Origin of the sequence: Bacillus cereus group sp. BfR-BA-01441 (assembly GCF_022663075.1) — a bacterium.
Classification (GTDB): Bacteria; Bacillota; Bacilli; order Bacillales; family Bacillaceae_G; genus Bacillus_A; species Bacillus_A cereus.
Genome location: NZ_JAKUEU010000092.1, coordinates 1 through 18,298 on the forward strand (window position 1 = coordinate 1; position 18,298 = coordinate 18,298).

The following is an 18,298-nucleotide window of genomic DNA, read 5'->3' on the forward strand; positions in this document are numbered from 1 at the left end:
TACTATTCTAACGCTGCTGCTCCACCAACGATTTCCGTAATTTCTTGCGTAATCGCTGCCTGACGCGCACGGTTGAATGAAAGTGTAAGTGAATCGATAACTTCCATTGCGTTGTCTGTAGCACTCTTCATTGCTGTCATACGCGCTGCGTGCTCACTTGCTTTACCGTCTAGTAATGCACCGTACACTAAGCTTTCTGCGTATTGTGGCAATAGTACTTTTAAAATTTCTTCTTCAGAAGGTTCGAATTCATAAGCTGTCGTCGGTTTGTCAGACGCCACATCAGTAAGCGGTAAAATTTTATTTTCCGTTACCTCTTGTGAAATTTTACTTACGTAATGGTTGTAGTAAATGTACAGCTCATCATAAGCACCATCTGCGAACATCGCAATTGCTCGAGAAGCAAGGTCTTTAATATCAGTAAATGATGGGTGGTCAGATAATCCAACTACTTCATCAATAATGTTAAAGCCGCGACGTTTTAAATAATCACGTCCTAGTCGTCCAAGCACAATAATAGAATATTGGTTTGAATCCATATTATGACGTTCACGAATTACGTTACTTACTGTACGTAATACGTTACTGTTATAACCACCTGCTAGTCCGCGATCAGACGTAATAACGATGTATCCTGTACGCTTTACAGGACGCGCATTTAGCATTGGATGATTAATCCCTTTGCTTCCTTGCGCAATGCTCGCTACTACTTCTTGAATCTTTTCCATATACGGAACGAAAGATTTAGCATTTTGCTCTGCACGGTTTAACTTAGATGCAGATACCATCTCCATCGCTTTCGTAATTTGACTCGTTTTCTTTGTCGAGTTAATCTTCGCTTTTATATCGCGTAAAGATGCCACAGGTTTTCACCACCTTTTTTCCGGAAGTTGGCACGATTAGTAAGAATCCTCTTCCTAATCTACGTTGCAAGATATTCTTGCTCATGATTGAAGGAAAAGAATAGGTGTACCTACTCTTTTCCTTTACATGACCTTTAGCAATCTCAGAGCCCGAGATGCCTTTTATATATACTATCTAGCTCCAGCGGCTTGAACGAGCCGCTGGAGCTTTTATTATTCAGAAGCTACGAATACTTTTTTAAATCCATTGATTGCTGCTGCAAATTTGTCGTCATCCGCAAGTTTCTTAGTTGTGCGGATTTCTTCTAATAAGTCAGTCGCATTAGAATCTAACCAAGCATGGAATTCTTCTTCAAAACGAGTGATATCTACTACTGGGATATCATCTAGGAATCCACGTGTTAAAGCGTAAAGAATGATAACTTGTTTCTCTACACGTAACGGTTTGTGTAATCCTTGTTTTAATACCTCAACAGTACGAGCACCACGGTTTAATTTCGCTTGAGTTGCTTTATCAAGGTCAGAACCGAACTGAGCGAACGCTTCTAACTCACGGTAAGATGCAAGGTCAAGACGAAGTGTACCTGATACTTTACTCATTGCTTTAATCTGAGCAGATCCACCTACACGAGATACAGAAGTACCCGCATCGATCGCTGGACGTACGCCAGAGAAGAATAGGTCAGATTGTAAGAAGATTTGTCCATCCGTAATAGAAATTACGTTTGTTGGGATGTATGCTGATACGTCCCCTGCTTGTGTTTCGATGAAAGGTAGTGCAGTTAAAGAACCGCCGCCTTTTGCATCACTTAATTTTGCTGCACGCTCTAATAAGCGAGAATGTAAGTAGAATACATCCCCTGGGTAAGCTTCACGACCTGGAGGACGACGTAATAGTAATGACAGCTCACGGTAAGCCGCTGCTTGTTTTGATAAGTCATCATATACTACTAATACGTGTTTACCATTGTACATGAACTCTTCACCCATTGTTACACCAGCATAAGGAGCTAGGTATAGTAATGGAGCTGGTTGAGAAGCAGATGCAGTTACAACGATTGTGTATTCTAATGCACCGTGCTTACGTAGTGTTTCTACTACGTTACGTACAGTTGATTCTTTTTGTCCAATTGCTACGTAGATACAAATCATGTCTTCATCTTTTTGGTTAATGATTGTATCAAGTGCAACTGCTGTTTTACCAGTTTGACGGTCACCAATGATTAACTCACGTTGACCACGGCCAATTGGTACAAGAGCATCGATCGCTTTAATACCTGTTTGAAGTGGCTCATGAACAGATTTACGATCCATTACACCTGGTGCTGGACTTTCGATTGGACGAGTGTTTGTTGTATTGATTGGGCCTAAACCATCAACTGGTTGACCTAATGGGTTTACAACACGACCAATTAGTTCTTTTCCTACCGGTACTTGCATGATGCGACCAGTACGACGAACTTCGTCACCTTCACGGATTTCTGTGTAAGGTCCTAAAATGATAATACCTACGTTGTTTTCCTCTAAGTTTTGTGCTAGTCCCATAACGCCGTTAGAGAACTCTACAAGTTCACCAGCCATAACGTTATCAAGACCATGAGCACGCGCGATACCGTCACCAACTTGGATAACTGTACCAACATCACTAACTTCGATTTCAGACTGATAGTTCTCGATTTGTTGCTTTATCAGTGCGCTAATTTCTTCAGCTCTGATGCTCATGTGCTTCACCCCTATCTATTCTTCATTAATTCACGCTGAATACGTGCTAATTTTCCTTGTAAACTTCCGTCATAAATGCGATTTCCAATACGTACTTTAATTCCGCCTAGTAAATCTTCATCTACAACATTTTTCACGCGAATTGCATCTTTTCCCGTTCTCTTTGCAAATGCTTCAGCAATGTTAAGCTTCTCTTCTTCTGATAGAAGACGAGTAGAATATACAGTTGCATCCGCTACGTTACGTTCTTCATTAGCAAGAACAACATATTCATCTGCAATTTCAGGTAAGATATCAATGCGTTTGTTATCAATTAAAATATATAACGTATTTAAAATAGATTCAGAAACAGATCCGAATACGTTTGCAAGAAACGTTTTCTTTTGTTCCTTTGAAATGTTCGGTTGCGTTAAAAAGCTATGTAGTTCTCCGTTCTTTACATAAACGTTTTGTACAAGGCGTAATTCCTCTTCAAACATTTCTAATACGTGTTTTTCTTTTGCAATTTTAAAAAGAGCGACAGCATAACGTTTTGCTACAATCCCATTGCTCATCGCGCTTCTCCTACTTCTTTAATATAATCGCGAATTAACTTCACTTGATCTTCTTCTTTTAATTCTTTTTCAATTACTTTAGAAGCAATTTGAACAGATAAAGAAGCGACTTGTTCTTGTAAAGCAGCAATTGCTTGCTCTTTTTCGCGTTGAATTTCTTGTACAGCAGATGCTTTAATTGATTCTGCTTCTTCTTTCGCAGCAGCAACAATAACATCCTTTTGATCTACAGCTTGCTTTTTCGCTCTTTCGATTAACTCTTGTGCTTCAACACGCGATTGTTTTAACATCTCACGTTGTTCTTCTACTAATTTCTTCGCTTCAGCATTATTTCTTTCTGCAGCGTCGATTTCATTAGCAACGTGCTCTTCACGTTCTTTCATAATTCCCATTAAAGGACCCCACGCAAATTTGCGTAGCATTACTAATAGAAGTAAGAAAATGAACAATGTATAAGCAATCGTTCCAAATGGAATGGAAGCTCCTAATAATAAAGTTGGCACAAGGATTCACTCCCTTCAAAATATCTAAATTGATCATATGAAAAAAAAAGACATACGTTTCGTTCATAAAGCAATGGCGAAGAAAGTTCGGAAAAACACTCTTCGCCATCTATGTAAGGGGAGTCTCCCTTATTTGTTCATTACGATGAATGCAATAACTACACCGATGATTGGAAGTGCCTCAACTAAAGCAACCCCGATGAACATAATTGTTTGAAGTGCGCCTTTTAATTCTGGTTGACGAGCAACACCTTCGATTGTACGTGATACGATAAGACCGTTACCAATACCTGCACCTAATGCTGATAAACCAATTGCAATTGCAGCTGCGATTACACCTAAACTCATTTAATTTGTCCTCCTTTGTATTATAAAAAAATAAATTTTTTCTTACTTAAATTATATTAATGGTCATGGCTTACTTTATGAGCCATATAAACCATCGTTAACATAACGAAAATAAATGCTTGGATTGATCCAACGAATACACTGAATCCCATCCATGCTAACATTGGTACAAGCGCACCTAATGCCCCAAGGACTGATGCTCCGCCCAACTTAGCAAGTAATCCTAATAAGATCTCACCTGCATAAATGTTACCAAATAAACGAAGACCTAACGTTAATGTGTTAGCAAACTCCTCAATAACCTTTAATGGGAATAAGAATTTCATAGGTTGGAAATAACCTTTTACGTACTCTTTCGTACCCTTCATCTTAATTCCATAATAATGGGTGAGGGTAACTACCATCACGGCTAATGTTAATGTAACTGCTGGATCAGACGTTGGTGATCTCCACCATGCAATATGTTCGCCAGCTTCAGTTGCTGAATACATGAATGGTAAACCAAGGAAGTTCGATACGATGATAAACATGATAAGCGTAACGCCAAGCGTTAAGAAACGTCCACCTGTTTTCCAGTCCATCGTACTATTGATAATCCCTTTCACGAAGTCAAACACCCATTCCATGAAGTTTTGCATCCCGGTTGGGCGAAGAGCTAAGCTGCGAGTTCCGATAACAGCGATTAAGAAAACAATAACTGCTGCTACAGTAACCATCATAACTGATGACAAATCGAACGTTAAACCTAGAAATTCAACTAATTTACCGTGTTCCACTAGTAATTCACCTCTCTTCCCTGCTCTTATACTCTAAATAAAGAAAATCTATGATCATGACAAGGTATCCTGTCAGCAATCCTACACCTAGGCCCCACATCGCGATTAACTCTTGATATTTGGCTGCAAATAAAATTAATAACCCAATCGTGGCGAATCTTGAATATGTACTTACCGCTGTTGCCTTGAACTTCACGTTTTCTCCATTTGTTACGCGATCTAGCAGCTTGTCTGTTCTACGTGCAATGATGCGCAAACTAAGAAAACTGAAAATCGTACCGATAATCAGTCCAAGAAATACATCCTTGTAAGAGGTAAATCCCCATCCTAGCACTAGAAGCGCAAGCAAGTAGTACATATATTTCTTTTGTCTTTGGACAAGTCCATGTACGTCTATCATCATTGCTCTCCCGAATAGTAATGTCGAATGAGTCGAATCATTGCGTATACCCCTGTTCCTAGTCCGAGTAATAACCCTATAATAAGAAACAACGGAAACGTTCCAACCTTATTATCAATCCACTGCCCACCAAAGATTCCAACAAGAATAGAACCGACTAATTGAGCAAGAATACCTGACATTAAAGCATAAGCTTTTATATGGCTGCGATCGTTTTTTTGCAAGGATTCATCCCTCCAATATGTAACCCTCATTCACGATGTGTTAATAATAACTCATTTTTTTGCATAAATCCTATACAAAACAAAAAGTTTACATTTTCGTCACGGAATAGATGTAATTTTGTCACTGAAAGCCCTACCATCTATCCCCGTTGTTAGCATACAATAGGGTATTAACAGTGTCAACGAGAAATCGTAAAAAATCTAAAAATTTGAGTATTAGGCATTTCCTCCCAAAAATGAAAACGTTCCCCTTCTAAATACTGGTTACATATATGCAATTTCTAACAGTTTTCTCTTTATAATAGAAGGAAATGTTCACAAGTTTGTCACTATTATATTTTCGAGATATAACGCTTTTCTTCCATAATATAGTGTTCCTCAGACGTAAGACTTCTATATTATATGTGAGGTGTATGCAACTTATGTTGTATATACGATGTATATTTATCCTCTCCCCCTCCCCTACTTGCTTACAGCAAAAAAGACGAGCTGGGGAATCTCCCCTGCTCGTCAGTTGTCTTACTTCGTTCCGAATAAACGGTCACCAGCATCACCAAGACCTGGTACTACATATCCGTGGTCATTTAATTTCTCATCTAATGCTGCTACATAAATATCAACATCAGGATGTTCTTCTTGTACTACTTTTACCCCTTCTGGAGCTGCAACGATACACATTAATTTAATTTGTTTCGCACCGCGCTTTTTCAGAGAGTTAATTGCTTCAGCCGCAGAACCACCTGTTGCTAGCATCGGATCTAGTACGATAAAGTCACGCTCTTCTACATCCGTTGGAAGTTTCACATAGTATTCTACCGGTTGCAATGTTTTAGGGTCACGGTATAAACCAACGTGTCCTACTTTTGCTGCTGGAATTAATTTCAGAATTCCATCAACCATTCCTAAACCTGCACGTAAAATCGGAATTAAACCAAGTTTTTTACCAGCGATCACTTTTGTTGTCGCTTTGCTTACAGGTGTTTCAATTTCAATGTCCTTAAGTGGAAGGTCGCGAGTAATTTCGAAAGCCATTAAGCTTGCTACTTCGTCCACTAATTCACGAAAATCTTTCGTACCTGTATTCTTATCGCGAATATATGTAATCTTATGTTGAATTAACGGGTGATCAAATACATACAGTTTTCCCATGTGAATCTCTCCTTTAGATGATATTCATGCGTTTGCACGCTTTTTTACACTATTTACGATTGTAAAGAAAACGCTACTAATATTCAAGGGCAAATTTGGCAAAATCATGATTTTACAATGAATCTATCTAGTATCTTTACCAATTATGGGAGCTGTATCCTTCATTATATCGCCAAAATTTATTCATCATTTGTATACATACTTTAAAAATAATATATGTCCAAAAAAAAGACCGCCAAAACAATTAAGTCTCGGCAGTCTTCTTCAATCTATTATAGATTTGGATACATTGGGAATTTGCTAGTTAACGCTTCTACACGCTTACGTGCTTCTTCTAATGCAGCTTCATTTTCATGATTTTTTAATGTATAAGCAATAAGTGACGCAATTTCATCCATTTCTTCTAAACCGAAACCACGAGATGTTACAGCTGCTGTACCGATACGTACACCACTTGTTACAAATGGGCTTGCTGTTTCAAATGGAATTGTATTTTTGTTCACTGTAATACCAACTTCATCTAATACGTGCTCTGCTACTTTACCTGTGATTTCTAAGTTACGAACATCAATCAAGATTAAGTGATTGTCTGTTCCGCCAGAAACAAGTGTAAGTCCTTCTTTTTGAAGACCTTCAGCTAAGCGGTTCGCATTGTTAATGATATTTTGTGCATATGTTTTGAAATCATCTTGAAGTGCTTCACCAAATGCAACAGCTTTTGCAGCGATTACGTGCATAAGTGGACCACCTTGAATACCAGGGAAGATTGATTTATCAATTTGTTTTGCAAATTGCTCTTCACATAAAATCATACCACCACGCGGACCACGTAACGTTTTATGTGTTGTCGTTGTAACGAAATGTGCATGTGGTACTGGATTTGGATGTAAACCAGCAGCTACTAAACCTGCGATATGTGCCATATCAACCATTAAATAAGCGCCCACTTCATCTGCAATCTCACGGAATCGCTTGAAATCGATAACACGAGGGTATGCACTTGCACCTGCAACGATTAATTTTGGTTTATGTTCTTTCGCTTTTGCTAATACATCATCGTAATTAATACGGTGAGAGTCAGCATCCACGCCATATTCTACGAAATTATATTGTACTCCACTGAAGTTAACAGGGCTTCCGTGTGTTAAGTGACCACCATGAGATAAGTTCATACCAAGTACTGTATCGCCTTGCTCTAAAATCGTGAAGTATACTGCCATGTTCGCTTGTGCACCAGAGTGTGGTTGAACATTTACGTGCTCTGCGCCGAAAATTTCTTTCACGCGATCACGTGCGATATCTTCTACTACGTCTACGTGTTCACAGCCACCATAGTAACGTTTTCCAGGATATCCTTCAGCATACTTATTCGTTAAAACAGAACCTTGTGCCTCCATTACTGCTTCACTTACGAAGTTTTCCGAAGCAATTAACTCAATCTTTGAACGCTGTCTTCCTAGTTCTGCCTCAATTGCAGCAAATACCTTTTCATCTTGACGTTTTAAATGATCCACCAAAATCCCCCTTTTCTGAACGAATTACATCGATTCCCAACAGTTTTTTCTTATTTATTCAGAAAAAACGAAAATTCAGGTTGTAATTCTTTCGAACCTTCATGTTTTCAACTACATTCTAACATGACTTTCTATATCATAAAAGAAAAAAAAGACCGAAAATCGGTCTTTTCTTTCTTCTATTATAAAGTCAGACAACATACCTTTTACCTTATGATAAACAGGTACTATATGACTTTCTAATTTCTCATATTTAACGGCAAGTGGTAGTCTCTTCCACTGCCGCATAGACAGCACGTGCTCCACCAATTAGTTTTCCACGTGTTTTGGCCATCGTTACATGCGCACTTCCAATTTCCTTCACACTTGTACGAACCGGAACAGCTACATGCTTTAAATGCATACCGATAAATGTATCACCAATATCCATTCCTGCATCAGCTTTAATAAACTCAACTACTACCGGATCTTTCAAATTGTGATACGCATATGTCCCCAATGCACCACCTGCTGATCTAACAGGCGTAACTGTTACAATTTCAAATTGATATTTTATCGCTACTTCTCTCTCAACTACTAAAGCACGGTTTAAATGCTCACAACATTGAAACGCTAATTCAATACCTGTTTGCTCTTGAAATTGTTTTAACTCAGAGAAAATCGCCTCTGCTACTTCCATCGTTCCTGATGTTCCAATTCTTTCGCCTAGCACTTCGCTCGTGCTACAACCCACTACAAAAACTTGACCGCTTTGTAATGAAGCTTGTTCTTGGAAATCAGAAAGCGACATTTGTAGCTGTTCTCTTACCTTTACGATTTCTGTCATTACGCCTCTTCCTTTCACAGGTTGGTTCACCAAATTATATTTCACACTACTGATAGTTAGAATCTATTACTTTGTTTCGTATGTTTTAATTTTTCCTACGCGGTTTTCGTGACGACCACCTTCATAATCAGTTGTTAACCAGATTTTCGCGATATCACGCGCTAGACCAGCACCAATTACACGCTCGCCCATTGCTAGCATGTTAGTGTCATTATGCTCTCTCGTCGCTTTCGCGCTGAAAGTATCATGAACTAACGCACAACGGATACCATTTACTTTGTTTGCTGCGATTGACATACCAATGCCTGTCCCACAAACTAAAATACCACGATCTACTTCACCATTCGCTACCATTTCAGCTGCTGGAAACGCAAAGTCAGGGTAATCAACAGAACCAGCTTCACATTCACAACCTAAATCAATATATTCAATATTTAACTCTTCTAATAAACTTACAAGTTCTTTGCGGATATTCATACCGCCGTGATCAGATGCTATTACTACTTTCATTTTTACCCCTCCAAAGTTTCAATCAATTATCTTCATTTCACACTCGCTACCTCATATAGGAAGAAGTGATCTCCAATATCGTATTATACACGAAACATCAACCTACTGAATGTTTTTTCAGTAAAGTTTGTACAAGTTTTTCCATCTCATCTAACGTTTCTTTATAAATAGAAAGCGAGCCTCCAAATGGATCTGAAATGTCCTTGCCTATACCTTCAGTTAATCCATATAACGTATTTAATTTCTTTTCAACGCTCGGATAATGCCCAAGTACAATTTGCTTATGGTTTTCTGTCATCGTTACGACAATATCAGCCCAATCAAGCAAAGTTTCATTTACTTGCTGCGCCGCATGATCAATTGAAATTCCTTTTTCAGCTAAAGCTTCCTTCGCATGTACCGATGCATCGCTCCCAGGATAGGCGAAAACACCAGCAGATTGCACTTCAAACTTATCTCCTCCGTGATGACGAAGCAACGCCTCAGCCATTGGACTACGACATGTATTGCCAGTACAAACAAATAACACTCGTTTCATTCAAACCCACCCCTATATTCAATTTCTTATCATTCATCATAACTTACATTAGAATAGAACAAAAGAAATGTGAATATACAAAAGGCGCATTTCTCTTATATTTTTTCTAAGAAAAATGCGCCTTATCCACATATATGTGAAACCCTATTTCCAAGTGCCTAGAGTATTTTAACATACATACTGAACACGCAACAAAAATAAGGAATCCATTTCATACGAAACGGATTCCTCTTATATTGCAATTATTTCATTGTAACTTTCATTACTTCTGTTGAACCTTTTGTAGCTGCTACGCCTACAGTTGTCTTAATAGACTCAGCTGCATCTGTGTTTGTAATAACAATTGGAGTAATTGTGCTTTTCGCTTTTTCACGGATTAATTCTAAGTCGAATGAGATTAATTTATCTCCAGCTTTTACAGCTTGGCCTTCAGAAACGTGAGCTTCGAAACCTTCACCTTCCATTTTTACAGTTTCTAATCCAACGTGGATTAAAATTTCTGTACCGTTTTTCGCTTTAATTCCGATAGCATGTTTTGTGTGGAATAATTGTACGATTTCACCATCAACTGGAGATACAACTACACCTTCAGTAGGATCAATTGCAACACCGTCACCCATCATACGACCAGCAAATACTGGATCTGGTACTTCTTCAATATTTTTCACTGCTCCAGTTAATGGAGCTACGATTGTTTCTTCATTTGTTTTTGAACCAAGACCGAATAATTTTTTAAACATAGGATAGTCCTCCTTATAATTTACCTAAAAGTTTATAGGGCAATCCCTAGTAAAACTCGGGATACATGTAAGACTTCATACTTCGAATATTATACTGTAAAAACGCTTTCGAAATAAATTATGTCATTACTAATAGACTCTTATTGTAGCGCTTCACAAAATTCCAGTCAATTCTGATTGTCTGAATAACAATTAGAAGTTAACTTCTATTTATATTTTCTCTTTTTTTGCCCAACTTGTCTAGAGGTCTTTACTACATTTTATTTTTTGTTGTTAATTTGTAAAATTTAATTCAAACTTTTTTCAAAATCCACTTGACTATAGTAAGTAACTATTTTATTATTACTTACGTAAGGTAAGTTGATAACTTTTAGGAGGTTTTTAAAATGATGGATTTCGGTCTACTTATTATTCGTCTTATTATAGGAATTACATTCATGGGTCATGGCGCTCAAAAATTATTTGGTTGGTTCGGCGGTTACGGTTTAAAAGGAACAGGTGGCTGGATGGAGTCAATCGGTTTACGTCCTGGTGTATTTATGGCATTTATGGCTGGCGCAACTGAATTACTAGGTGGTTTCTTATTCGCATCAGGTATTTTCATTGTAGTTGGTTCATTATTTATCGTTGGAACAATGTTAATGGCTATCTTCACTGTTCACGGAAAAAATGGTTACTGGGTAACACAAAACGGATATGAATATAACTTAATGTTAATCGCTGTCGCTGTTGGTGTAGCTTTAATCGGACCTGGCGCATACGTTTTACTTTAATTTTTATCTCAAATTTGAGATTCTTGAAAAAGAACTTACTTCATTACAATTGAAGTAAGTTCTTTTTATGAAACAAAATATTATTTCCAGCAGGATTTTCTCATCGTTATCTTGTAAACAAACAATAAGTATTCATATTTAGAAAGGGGATTACAAGCATGTTATCCATTAATCCAAATGAACAAACTGAAAAAGATAATTACAAATTACTTACCGGAAGTATCATCCCTCGTCCTGTCGCATTCGTTACTTCTGTAACAAAAGAAGGTGTACTAAACGGAGCACCATATAGTTATTTCAATATTGTCGCTGCTAATCCACCACTTATCTCAGTATCTGTACAACGAAAAGCAGGAGAAAGAAAGGACACTTCCCGAAACGCAATTGAAAAAGGAGAATTTGTCGTACATATTTCTGACGAATCATATGTAGCAGCAATTAACGAAACAGCAGCTAACCTCCCGCCAAATGAAAGTGAAATTGAACTAGCAAAACTAACACCAATCGAAAGTGAAGTCATCTCTGTTCCAGGTGTAAAAGAAGCAAATATTCGAATGGAATGCGTATTAGAACGTGCAATTCCACTTGGCGGAACGGAAGACTCACCAGCTTGCGATCTACTAATTGGACGCGTCGTTCGTTTCCACGTTGCCGAACATCTATATGAAAAAGGGCGCATTCACGCCGAAGGACTCAAACCAATAAGCCGCCTAGCAGGACACAACTATGCAAAATTAGGAGAACAATTTGAATTGGTTAGGCCAGTTTAAAAGTGGAAGTGGCCCGTTTAGCTCTGACCAGCTAAGGTTCTCTCGCACAAAAGGTGCTTTTTACCTTTCGTGCGGGAGGTTCTTAGATGCGAAGAGCTGGCCACTGGAACTGGATAATATCTAAAAGTGGAAGCGGCTCGTTCAGAATGGGAGGGGGATGGAGCTTCTGACGTAGAGGCGCTTTTTGCCTCACAGGAAGACGCGAAGCCACCGACCATTCTAGCCGCTGGAGCTGGATAACATCTAAAAGCGGAGGCAGCTAGATTCCTCCCATCACTCAAATATAAAATCCCCTGCTTTTTAGCAGGGGATTTTATCATTGTAATTCTTCCTTCTTTTCCTCTAAAGTAGGCATTTTCTCTTTTTTCGGCTTCCCTAGCTTAATTACGAAGAAGTATAGGGAAAGCAATGTAATAAGAAAAACAATTAAAAACGGGTACGGAGAGTAAAAGGCACGCGCCGCCTCAGTCTTTCCCGCAACAAATTTCAATGACTCAATATCTAAAAACTCAGCAAACATTTGTACACCGAGCATACTAAACCAAAAAACAAAAAAACTAATAATAATACCAAAAACTTGCTTCAATCTCGTCATTCATCTCATCCTTTCTATATCTGTAATTTTTAGCGTAATAAATATAGTACAAACAAAATATTCACAGAAAGGAACTATCTCACCATTCACGAATTAACTTAATCCAACCTAACATCGAAATTTGCAAAATAATACCCCAAATTATAAGTCTTCTTAGCCATCGAGGAAAGAAGGTTAAAAATTCAACATACCATTCCAATAGCTTGTTCATAATTCCCTCCTACATAAAATTATATAGGAAAAAGGATATATAATCCAAACCCAACCAAAATGATACCACCTACTATCTCACCGTATGTACCGAGCATATCTTTCGCATGTCTCCCAATTAATAAACCAATCCACGCTAATAACATGCTAACAAATCCAAAAAGTAAAATCGTAATAATTGTCTGTGCCCCATAAATACCAAGACTAAGCCCTACTGAGAAACTATCTATACTGACGCCAAATGCAAATACGAATAAACCAATTCCAATAGGGGCAGTTCTAGTCTCTTCATTTTGTAAAATGGTCGAATATACGATATAAAACCCTAGTCCGATTAATAAAATAGCACCCGCAAAATGTGCGATATCTCCATATTTCTCTGATAAAAAACGACCTAGTACCATTCCTATAAACGGCATAATAATATGAAATATCCCTATCGTCATACCAATATACAGGATTTGTCTTAACTTTAGGGGCATCATCCCCATACCAAGACTCACCGAGAACGCATCCATCCCTAAGGCGAATGCCATAATTATTAAAGGTATTAGCTGTTCAAACGTCATTCATGCCCCTCCTTGGACGTGCTACTTCACAATATGCTTATCCAAGGAGAAATATTCTGTTTGCTAATCTTACCTTATCATTCAATAATAATATGATGTCCTGCCGCTTTCGTTAAACGATTCATAATTGCATTCCCTATTCCTTCATTAGGGAATGACTCACTAAAAATAACATCCACTTCACTTGCATCAAATGTTCTAAGTACATCATATAATTTAGTCGCAACGCTAGCTAAGTCACTTCTAACACCACAAGATAATATAACATCTGCACTATATACGTACTGATACTCTTCTGTCGTTAATACGCCTACTTTAAATCCTTCTTTCTTTTTCTCATCCACAAGATGCTGAATAAACTCACGTGAGCCCTCGACAATACTAAGTGGTGCTTTCGGCGCATAATGTGTGTATTTCATTCCAGGCGATTTCGGTTTTTCCTTCTCATCCTTTAAAGCTGGATCTAAAGAAACAGTACCTATCACCGCTTCTAATTGTTCTTTCGTAATCCCACCTGGACGTAATATTGTTGGAACCGTGCTTGTACAATCAATTACAGTTGATTCAACGCCTACTCCAGTTGCACCACCATCAACAATACCTGCAATCTTCCCATTCAAATCTTCATATACGTGAGAAGCTAATGTTGGACTTGGACGCCCTGAACGATTCGCACTTGGTGCCGCAACAGGTACATTCGCCTCTTCAATAAGAGCAAGTGCAATTGGATGATCAGGCATTCTTACTCCAACCGTATTAAGTCCTGCCGTCACCTTCTCTGAAATTCCTTCTTTTCTCGGCAAAATAATTGTTAATGGTCCTGGCCAAAAATGCGCCATTAACTTCTCTGCAACTGGTGGAATTTCTTTCACAATCCCATCTAACTGAGATTTTGTACCTATGTGGACAATGAGTGGATTATCACTCGGTCTTCCTTTCGCTTCGAAAATTTTCGCGATTGCTTCATCATCCATCGCGTTTGCCCCTAACCCATATACTGTTTCCGTAGGGAAAGCAACCGCCTCATTTTCTCTTAATAATTTTGCTGCTTCTTGTAACTGTGGATAATATTTTTTTCTTTCCACAACATTATCCACAACCCACATATTTGTATGCATTTTTTTCCACGTCCTTTTCTAGCCTTAAATACTTGTCTATTTTTAGTTTACTATGAGATTTATCCAAAAGACAAACAAGGTTTATCCACAAAATGTGGATAAACCTAATTAATCCGTGGATAACTTTGTGAATAGCTGACAATTTAGTATTATTGCATTCTGCTCTTTTATATTTTTACAAAAATGTTCTAGCTGTTGAATTCCCTCTGGAACCTCATCCTTTTCTATAGTAAAAAAGTCAAAGAACTGAAAGATCGGTACAGATTGTGGATGATTTGTTAGTAAGTACAATTGTTGAACACTTTTTTCTTTCATATACTGCAAAAACATTTCAAAAAAATATAAGAAAGTCTGTTTATCCACATGAGGTGTGAATAAACAAGAACGAATAAGTACATCTTCCCCACTTTGTTCATAACCAATTACAGCTCGTATTTCTTCCGCCTCTTCCAAAATCATAAATTGTGCGTACAACTCATTTATTTTATCATCTTTTTTATTAGCTTGTCCGAAAAAAGAATGTAATCTTTCCACATCTGCTTTCGTAGCAAAATACACTTTCTTCATAATAAATCCCTCCTCATTTTTATATATGAGGAGGGATTTATTAATAGTACTATTTAGAGAATAAAGATGTAAAAGCTTCTACAATAAACAATTTAACTTCTGGCTTTTCTTCTTCCTCTTCTACTTTTACATACTCATTTTGCTTTTCTTGTTTTTTCTCCACAGGTTTCTCCACTTTTTCCACATTTTTTGTTTCTTCTTTACTTACAGGCTGCTCTTCGACTTTTGTTTCATTTTTTACTACTTTCTTTTCAGAAGATGTTACTTTTTTTACTACTTCCCGCTTTACAACTTTCGTTTCTTTTACCTCATCCTCTTTTTTCTCTTCTACATTTACTACTTCTTCATTATCTATTTGTTTTACTTGCTCCTCTTCAGGAGATTCAGCCTTCACAACATGTTCTTCTTTCCTTACAGCTGTACCACTTGAAAAATCTAAGAAACACATCGGTGGAAATAATACACACCACCAGTTTGCCCCTTCACCTTCCCCAATTGTAATTAAGACTGCTTCATATTCCCCTGCCGGATAAATAAAATTCCCATATACCTTTGTAGGAAACTTTACATTCTTACTAAATTTCACTTGAAATGATTCTTTACTTCCTTCTCTTTTTAACGTATTTTCCACCGTTTTCTCGATTTCTGGAATATGACTTTGAATTACTTTGCGCGCCTCTTCAAATGAAGTTAAATCCGCTACCCATCCATCAATTTGTGCTTTTACTTCATCACGCACTTTACGCTTTAATGCCTGGTCTTTATCTGAATCACTATTTGCTAAAATTCGTAATCGAACGGCCTCTTTCGGAATAACTGAAGGCCCTTTCGCATCAGCTTTCATATATCCAAACTGCACAAGTAACTGTGCACCAATTAATAGTATAAGAAGATAAGCAATAACTTGTTTTTTCATTTCCTCCACCGTCCCTTCTACAAACAGTGTGGACAGACTTTCATCTTTCTAAACTATTAAATTCAAAATCTATATGAATTTTTCCACAAAAAAATAGAGTAAGGTGTGAACCTTACTCCATCTCTGCAAATACCATACGATCTTTTCCGTTAATATCGAAAACAACCTCAACATGAGCATGTGGAAAAGCTTGTTGTAACAATCTTTTTACATCCTCACCTTGTCCTACTCCAATTTCAAACGCCACAATCGCTTTCTTCTGCAACACATTCGGCAATTCTTCCATAAAACGGCGATAGAAATCTAATCCGTCTTCACCACCAACAAGTGCTCTCTTCGGCTCATGCTCTTTCACAACAGGAGAAAGACCACGCCAATCCTCTTCCGGTATATATGGAGGATTTGAAACAACAACATCTAGCTTTTGACCCGTTTTATGAAATGGTGACAATAAATCACCGTGATAGAACGTTACTTCTGCACCTAAAGCTTTTGCATTTTCTTTTGCAACTTCAATCGACTCTTGTGCAATATCTACTGTATACACATGAAGATTTTTATTTTCTAAAGCAAGCGTAATAGAAATCGCTCCACTACCTGTACCTATATCTGCTACATGTAGTTTCTCATCACCAAAATGGCGCTCGATTCTTTCTAATACTCCCACTATAAGCTCTTCTGTTTCCGGCCTTGGTATTAATACTTCTTCATTCACAAAGAAAGACCGTCCATAAAACATTTCATAACCAATCATATATTGAATAGGAATACCTTCTACATGCTTATGGATAAACTCCGTAAAGCTTTTCTCTTGTTCCTCAGTTATTTCTTCACGCATATTCATAAGTAATCCTGTTCTGTTCACCTTTAATACATGACAAAGGACAATTTCTCCCGCATTTTCATCTCGTCCATTTTCCTGTAAAAAAGAAGAAGCCCATTTCAGGGCTTCATAGACACGCATTACTCAGCTGCCTCCATCTTTTGAGCCTGATCTTCCATCACTAAGGCATTGATGAAATCATCTAACTTACCTTGTAAGATTTGATCTAGCTTTTGAATCGTTAAACCGATTCGATGGTCTGTAACACGGTTTTGCGGGAAGTTATACGTACGAATACGCTCTGAACGATCTCCCGTACCAACAGCTTGTTTACGGTTTTGATCATACTCAGCTTGCGCTTCTTGTCTAAACTTATCATAAACACGTGCGCGTAATACTTTCATCGCTTTTTCTTTATTCTTGATCTGTGATTTCTCATCCTGACAAGATACAACTACACCAGTCGGTAAATGCGTTAAACGCACCGCTGACATCGTTGTATTAACGCTCTGTCCACCAGGTCCACTAGAAGCGAATGTATCAACACGAACATCTTTCTCATGAATATCAATTTCTACTTCTTCTGCCTCTGGTAATACAGCTACAGTTGCTGTAGATGTATGAATACGTCCACCAGATTCCGTTTCAGGAACACGTTGTACACGGTGAGCACCATTCTCGAATTTCAGCTTCGCGAAAGCACCTTTACCATTAATCATAAAGATAATCTCTTTATATCCACCTAACTCTGTATAGCTAGCCTCAATAATCTCCGTTTTCCAGCCCTGTACCTCAGCGTAACGGCTATACATACGGTATAAGTCACCAGCAAATAAAGCTGCCTCGTCTCCACCAGCAGCTCCACGAACCTCAACGATAACGTTCTTATCATCATTAGGGTCTTTTGGAACAAGTAAAATTTTCAGACGCTCTGATAATGTTTTATCTTGTGATTCTAACTCAGAAACTTCTTCTTTTACCATTTCACGCATTTCTGCGTCTAACTTATCTTCTAACATTGCTTTCGCATCTTTTAATTGCTCACGAACATCCTTATACTCACGATACACCTCTACCGTTTCCTGTATATCAGACTGTTCCTTTGAATATTCACGAAGCTTATTTGAATCACTAATAATCGCTGGATCACTTAACAATTCATTTAACTTCTCATAACGATTTTCTACAGCTTGCAAACGATCTAACACATCATTCACCTCTACATCCTAGTATCTAATACAAATAGTATATGGTACTTACTCAAAAAAACGCAAATTATATTTAAAAGCG

The 18,298-nt window shown here is 37.8% G+C and carries 25 protein-coding genes; 2 read left to right on the forward strand and 23 right to left on the reverse strand.

Going from position 1 to position 18,298, the window contains the following annotated elements:
- Positions 1-2 precede the first annotated feature (2 nt).
- The 15 genes from atpG to MR107_RS25375 all read right to left on the reverse strand — a co-directional run bounded on the left by atpG (position 3) and on the right by MR107_RS25375 (position 10,667).
- Positions 3-863, reverse strand: coding sequence for a F0F1 ATP synthase subunit gamma (atpG, locus tag MR107_RS25305; protein ID WP_000157696.1), 861 nt, complete (start codon positions 861-863; stop codon positions 3-5).
- A 213-nt stretch (positions 864-1,076) separates the two neighbouring features.
- Complete coding sequence (atpA, locus tag MR107_RS25310; RefSeq protein ID WP_000027518.1) at positions 1,077-2,585, reverse strand: F0F1 ATP synthase subunit alpha; 1,509 nt, start codon at positions 2,583-2,585, stop codon at positions 1,077-1,079.
- Positions 2,586-2,596: 11 nt separating this feature from the next.
- A complete protein-coding gene (gene atpH, locus MR107_RS25315) occupies positions 2,597-3,139 on the reverse strand; it encodes a F0F1 ATP synthase subunit delta (RefSeq protein ID WP_000064683.1) in 543 nt (180 codons plus the stop codon).
- Positions 3,136-3,642: a F0F1 ATP synthase subunit B gene (gene atpF / locus MR107_RS25320; protein WP_001142624.1), complete on the reverse strand. Its 507-nt coding sequence runs from the start codon at positions 3,640-3,642 to the stop codon at positions 3,136-3,138. Before atpF ends, atpH begins: the two co-directional genes overlap by 4 nt.
- 129 nt (positions 3,643-3,771) lie before the next feature.
- Positions 3,772-3,990, reverse strand: coding sequence for a F0F1 ATP synthase subunit C (gene atpE / locus MR107_RS25325; RefSeq protein WP_000052064.1), 219 nt, complete (start codon positions 3,988-3,990; stop codon positions 3,772-3,774).
- A 56-nt stretch (positions 3,991-4,046) separates the two neighbouring features.
- Positions 4,047-4,766 carry a F0F1 ATP synthase subunit A gene (atpB, locus tag MR107_RS25330; RefSeq protein WP_000399871.1) on the reverse strand — a complete coding sequence of 240 codons (720 nt, stop codon included), beginning with the start codon at positions 4,764-4,766 and terminating at the stop codon, positions 4,047-4,049.
- Positions 4,767-4,773: 7 nt separating this feature from the next.
- On the reverse strand, positions 4,774-5,166 hold the full coding sequence (locus MR107_RS25335) for an ATP synthase subunit I (RefSeq protein ID WP_000567600.1): 393 nt from the start codon (positions 5,164-5,166) through the stop codon (positions 4,774-4,776).
- On the reverse strand, positions 5,166-5,390 hold the full coding sequence (locus MR107_RS25340) for an AtpZ/AtpI family protein (RefSeq protein WP_001171223.1): 225 nt from the start codon (positions 5,388-5,390) through the stop codon (positions 5,166-5,168). Before MR107_RS25340 ends, MR107_RS25335 begins: the two co-directional genes overlap by 1 nt.
- Before the next feature lie 26 nt (positions 5,391-5,416).
- Positions 5,417-5,530 carry a DUF4024 domain-containing protein gene (locus MR107_RS25345; RefSeq protein ID WP_000232962.1) on the reverse strand — a complete coding sequence of 38 codons (114 nt, stop codon included), beginning with the start codon at positions 5,528-5,530 and terminating at the stop codon, positions 5,417-5,419.
- A gap of 379 nt (positions 5,531-5,909) precedes the next feature.
- Complete coding sequence (upp, locus tag MR107_RS25350) at positions 5,910-6,539, reverse strand: uracil phosphoribosyltransferase (protein ID WP_000517539.1); 630 nt, start codon at positions 6,537-6,539, stop codon at positions 5,910-5,912.
- A 272-nt stretch (positions 6,540-6,811) separates the two neighbouring features.
- Complete coding sequence (glyA, locus tag MR107_RS25355) at positions 6,812-8,053, reverse strand: serine hydroxymethyltransferase (protein WP_000349805.1); 1,242 nt, start codon at positions 8,051-8,053, stop codon at positions 6,812-6,814.
- Positions 8,054-8,306: 253 nt separating this feature from the next.
- Entirely contained in the window at positions 8,307-8,879 is a 573-nt protein-coding gene (locus tag MR107_RS25360) for a TIGR01440 family protein (protein ID WP_000136386.1), read from the reverse strand.
- A 66-nt stretch (positions 8,880-8,945) separates the two neighbouring features.
- On the reverse strand, positions 8,946-9,389 hold the full coding sequence (gene rpiB, locus MR107_RS25365; protein ID WP_000869542.1) for a ribose 5-phosphate isomerase B: 444 nt from the start codon (positions 9,387-9,389) through the stop codon (positions 8,946-8,948).
- Between the two features lie 97 nt (positions 9,390-9,486).
- Positions 9,487-9,927 (reverse strand): low molecular weight protein arginine phosphatase, encoded by a 441-nt coding sequence (locus tag MR107_RS25370; RefSeq protein WP_000832373.1) that lies wholly within the window; start codon positions 9,925-9,927, stop codon positions 9,487-9,489.
- A 242-nt stretch (positions 9,928-10,169) separates the two neighbouring features.
- Positions 10,170-10,667: a PTS sugar transporter subunit IIA gene (locus MR107_RS25375; protein ID WP_000473665.1), complete on the reverse strand. Its 498-nt coding sequence runs from the start codon at positions 10,665-10,667 to the stop codon at positions 10,170-10,172.
- A 386-nt stretch (positions 10,668-11,053) separates the two neighbouring features.
- Here MR107_RS25375 and MR107_RS25380 point away from each other — a divergent pair, with 386 nt between their 5' ends.
- Both MR107_RS25380 and MR107_RS25385 read left to right on the forward strand, forming a co-directional pair.
- A complete protein-coding gene (locus tag MR107_RS25380) occupies positions 11,054-11,440 on the forward strand; it encodes a DoxX family protein (RefSeq protein WP_000968616.1) in 387 nt (128 codons plus the stop codon).
- A gap of 158 nt (positions 11,441-11,598) precedes the next feature.
- On the forward strand, positions 11,599-12,210 hold the full coding sequence (locus tag MR107_RS25385; protein ID WP_000949055.1) for a flavin reductase family protein: 612 nt from the start codon (positions 11,599-11,601) through the stop codon (positions 12,208-12,210).
- Positions 12,211-12,526: 316 nt separating this feature from the next.
- Here MR107_RS25385 and MR107_RS25390 read toward each other — a convergent pair whose 3' ends face one another.
- From MR107_RS25390 to prfA, 8 genes are all read right to left on the reverse strand, one after another.
- Positions 12,527-12,805, reverse strand: coding sequence for a DUF3935 domain-containing protein (locus MR107_RS25390; protein ID WP_000197472.1), 279 nt, complete (start codon positions 12,803-12,805; stop codon positions 12,527-12,529).
- Between the two features lie 79 nt (positions 12,806-12,884).
- Positions 12,885-13,016, reverse strand: a complete 132-nt coding sequence (locus MR107_RS31415) for a hypothetical protein (protein ID WP_255772611.1) — start codon at positions 13,014-13,016, stop codon at positions 12,885-12,887.
- 19 nt (positions 13,017-13,035) lie between these two features.
- Positions 13,036-13,584 (reverse strand): manganese efflux pump MntP, encoded by a 549-nt coding sequence (locus MR107_RS25395; RefSeq protein ID WP_059304270.1) that lies wholly within the window; start codon positions 13,582-13,584, stop codon positions 13,036-13,038.
- 77 nt (positions 13,585-13,661) lie between these two features.
- On the reverse strand, positions 13,662-14,702 hold the full coding sequence (locus MR107_RS25400; RefSeq protein ID WP_000557354.1) for an L-threonylcarbamoyladenylate synthase: 1,041 nt from the start codon (positions 14,700-14,702) through the stop codon (positions 13,662-13,664).
- Positions 14,703-14,810: 108 nt separating this feature from the next.
- On the reverse strand, positions 14,811-15,269 hold the full coding sequence (locus tag MR107_RS25405; protein ID WP_000758437.1) for a GNAT family N-acetyltransferase: 459 nt from the start codon (positions 15,267-15,269) through the stop codon (positions 14,811-14,813).
- 49 nt (positions 15,270-15,318) lie between these two features.
- Positions 15,319-16,185 carry a stage II sporulation protein R gene (gene spoIIR, locus MR107_RS25410; protein WP_078186271.1) on the reverse strand — a complete coding sequence of 289 codons (867 nt, stop codon included), beginning with the start codon at positions 16,183-16,185 and terminating at the stop codon, positions 15,319-15,321.
- 112 nt (positions 16,186-16,297) lie between these two features.
- Entirely contained in the window at positions 16,298-17,149 is an 852-nt protein-coding gene (gene prmC, locus MR107_RS25415; RefSeq protein ID WP_001267065.1) for a peptide chain release factor N(5)-glutamine methyltransferase, read from the reverse strand.
- Positions 17,149-18,216 carry a peptide chain release factor 1 gene (prfA, locus tag MR107_RS25420; RefSeq protein ID WP_000887064.1) on the reverse strand — a complete coding sequence of 356 codons (1,068 nt, stop codon included), beginning with the start codon at positions 18,214-18,216 and terminating at the stop codon, positions 17,149-17,151. Before prfA ends, prmC begins: the two co-directional genes overlap by 1 nt.
- Positions 18,217-18,298: the final 82 nt, after the last annotated feature.

Excerpts from the sequence above, each read along its gene's own strand:
- rpiB (WP_000869542.1), bottom strand. The coding sequence starts at position 9,389 with ATGAAAGTAGTAATAGCATCTGATCACGGCGGTATGAATATCCGCAAA.
- MR107_RS25360 (WP_000136386.1), bottom strand. The coding sequence starts at position 8,879 with ATGACAGAAATCGTAAAGGTAAGAGAACAGCTACAAATGTCGCTTTCT.
- MR107_RS25385 (WP_000949055.1), top strand. The coding sequence starts at position 11,599 with ATGTTATCCATTAATCCAAATGAACAAACTGAAAAAGATAATTACAAA.
- MR107_RS25390 (WP_000197472.1), bottom strand. The coding sequence starts at position 12,805 with ATGACGAGATTGAAGCAAGTTTTTGGTATTATTATTAGTTTTTTTGTT.
- MR107_RS25345 (WP_000232962.1), bottom strand. The coding sequence starts at position 5,530 with ATGGTAGGGCTTTCAGTGACAAAATTACATCTATTCCGTGACGAAAAT.
- MR107_RS25335 (WP_000567600.1), bottom strand. The coding sequence starts at position 5,166 with ATGATAGACGTACATGGACTTGTCCAAAGACAAAAGAAATATATGTAC.
- MR107_RS25380 (WP_000968616.1), top strand. The coding sequence starts at position 11,054 with ATGATGGATTTCGGTCTACTTATTATTCGTCTTATTATAGGAATTACA.
- MR107_RS25400 (WP_000557354.1), bottom strand. The coding sequence starts at position 14,702 with ATGCATACAAATATGTGGGTTGTGGATAATGTTGTGGAAAGAAAAAAA.
- MR107_RS25370 (WP_000832373.1), bottom strand. The coding sequence starts at position 9,927 with ATGAAACGAGTGTTATTTGTTTGTACTGGCAATACATGTCGTAGTCCA.
- MR107_RS25375 (WP_000473665.1), bottom strand. The coding sequence starts at position 10,667 with ATGTTTAAAAAATTATTCGGTCTTGGTTCAAAAACAAATGAAGAAACA.
- MR107_RS25405 (WP_000758437.1), bottom strand. The coding sequence starts at position 15,269 with ATGAAGAAAGTGTATTTTGCTACGAAAGCAGATGTGGAAAGATTACAT.
- atpH (WP_000064683.1), bottom strand. The coding sequence starts at position 3,139 with ATGAGCAATGGGATTGTAGCAAAACGTTATGCTGTCGCTCTTTTTAAA.
- atpA (WP_000027518.1), bottom strand. The coding sequence starts at position 2,585 with ATGAGCATCAGAGCTGAAGAAATTAGCGCACTGATAAAGCAACAAATC.
- prmC (WP_001267065.1), bottom strand. The coding sequence starts at position 17,149 with ATGCGTGTCTATGAAGCCCTGAAATGGGCTTCTTCTTTTTTACAGGAA.
- MR107_RS31415 (WP_255772611.1), bottom strand. The coding sequence starts at position 13,016 with ATGAACAAGCTATTGGAATGGTATGTTGAATTTTTAACCTTCTTTCCT.
- atpE (WP_000052064.1), bottom strand. The coding sequence starts at position 3,990 with ATGAGTTTAGGTGTAATCGCAGCTGCAATTGCAATTGGTTTATCAGCA.
- upp (WP_000517539.1), bottom strand. The coding sequence starts at position 6,539 with ATGGGAAAACTGTATGTATTTGATCACCCGTTAATTCAACATAAGATT.
- spoIIR (WP_078186271.1), bottom strand. The coding sequence starts at position 16,185 with ATGAAAAAACAAGTTATTGCTTATCTTCTTATACTATTAATTGGTGCA.
- MR107_RS25395 (WP_059304270.1), bottom strand. The coding sequence starts at position 13,584 with ATGACGTTTGAACAGCTAATACCTTTAATAATTATGGCATTCGCCTTA.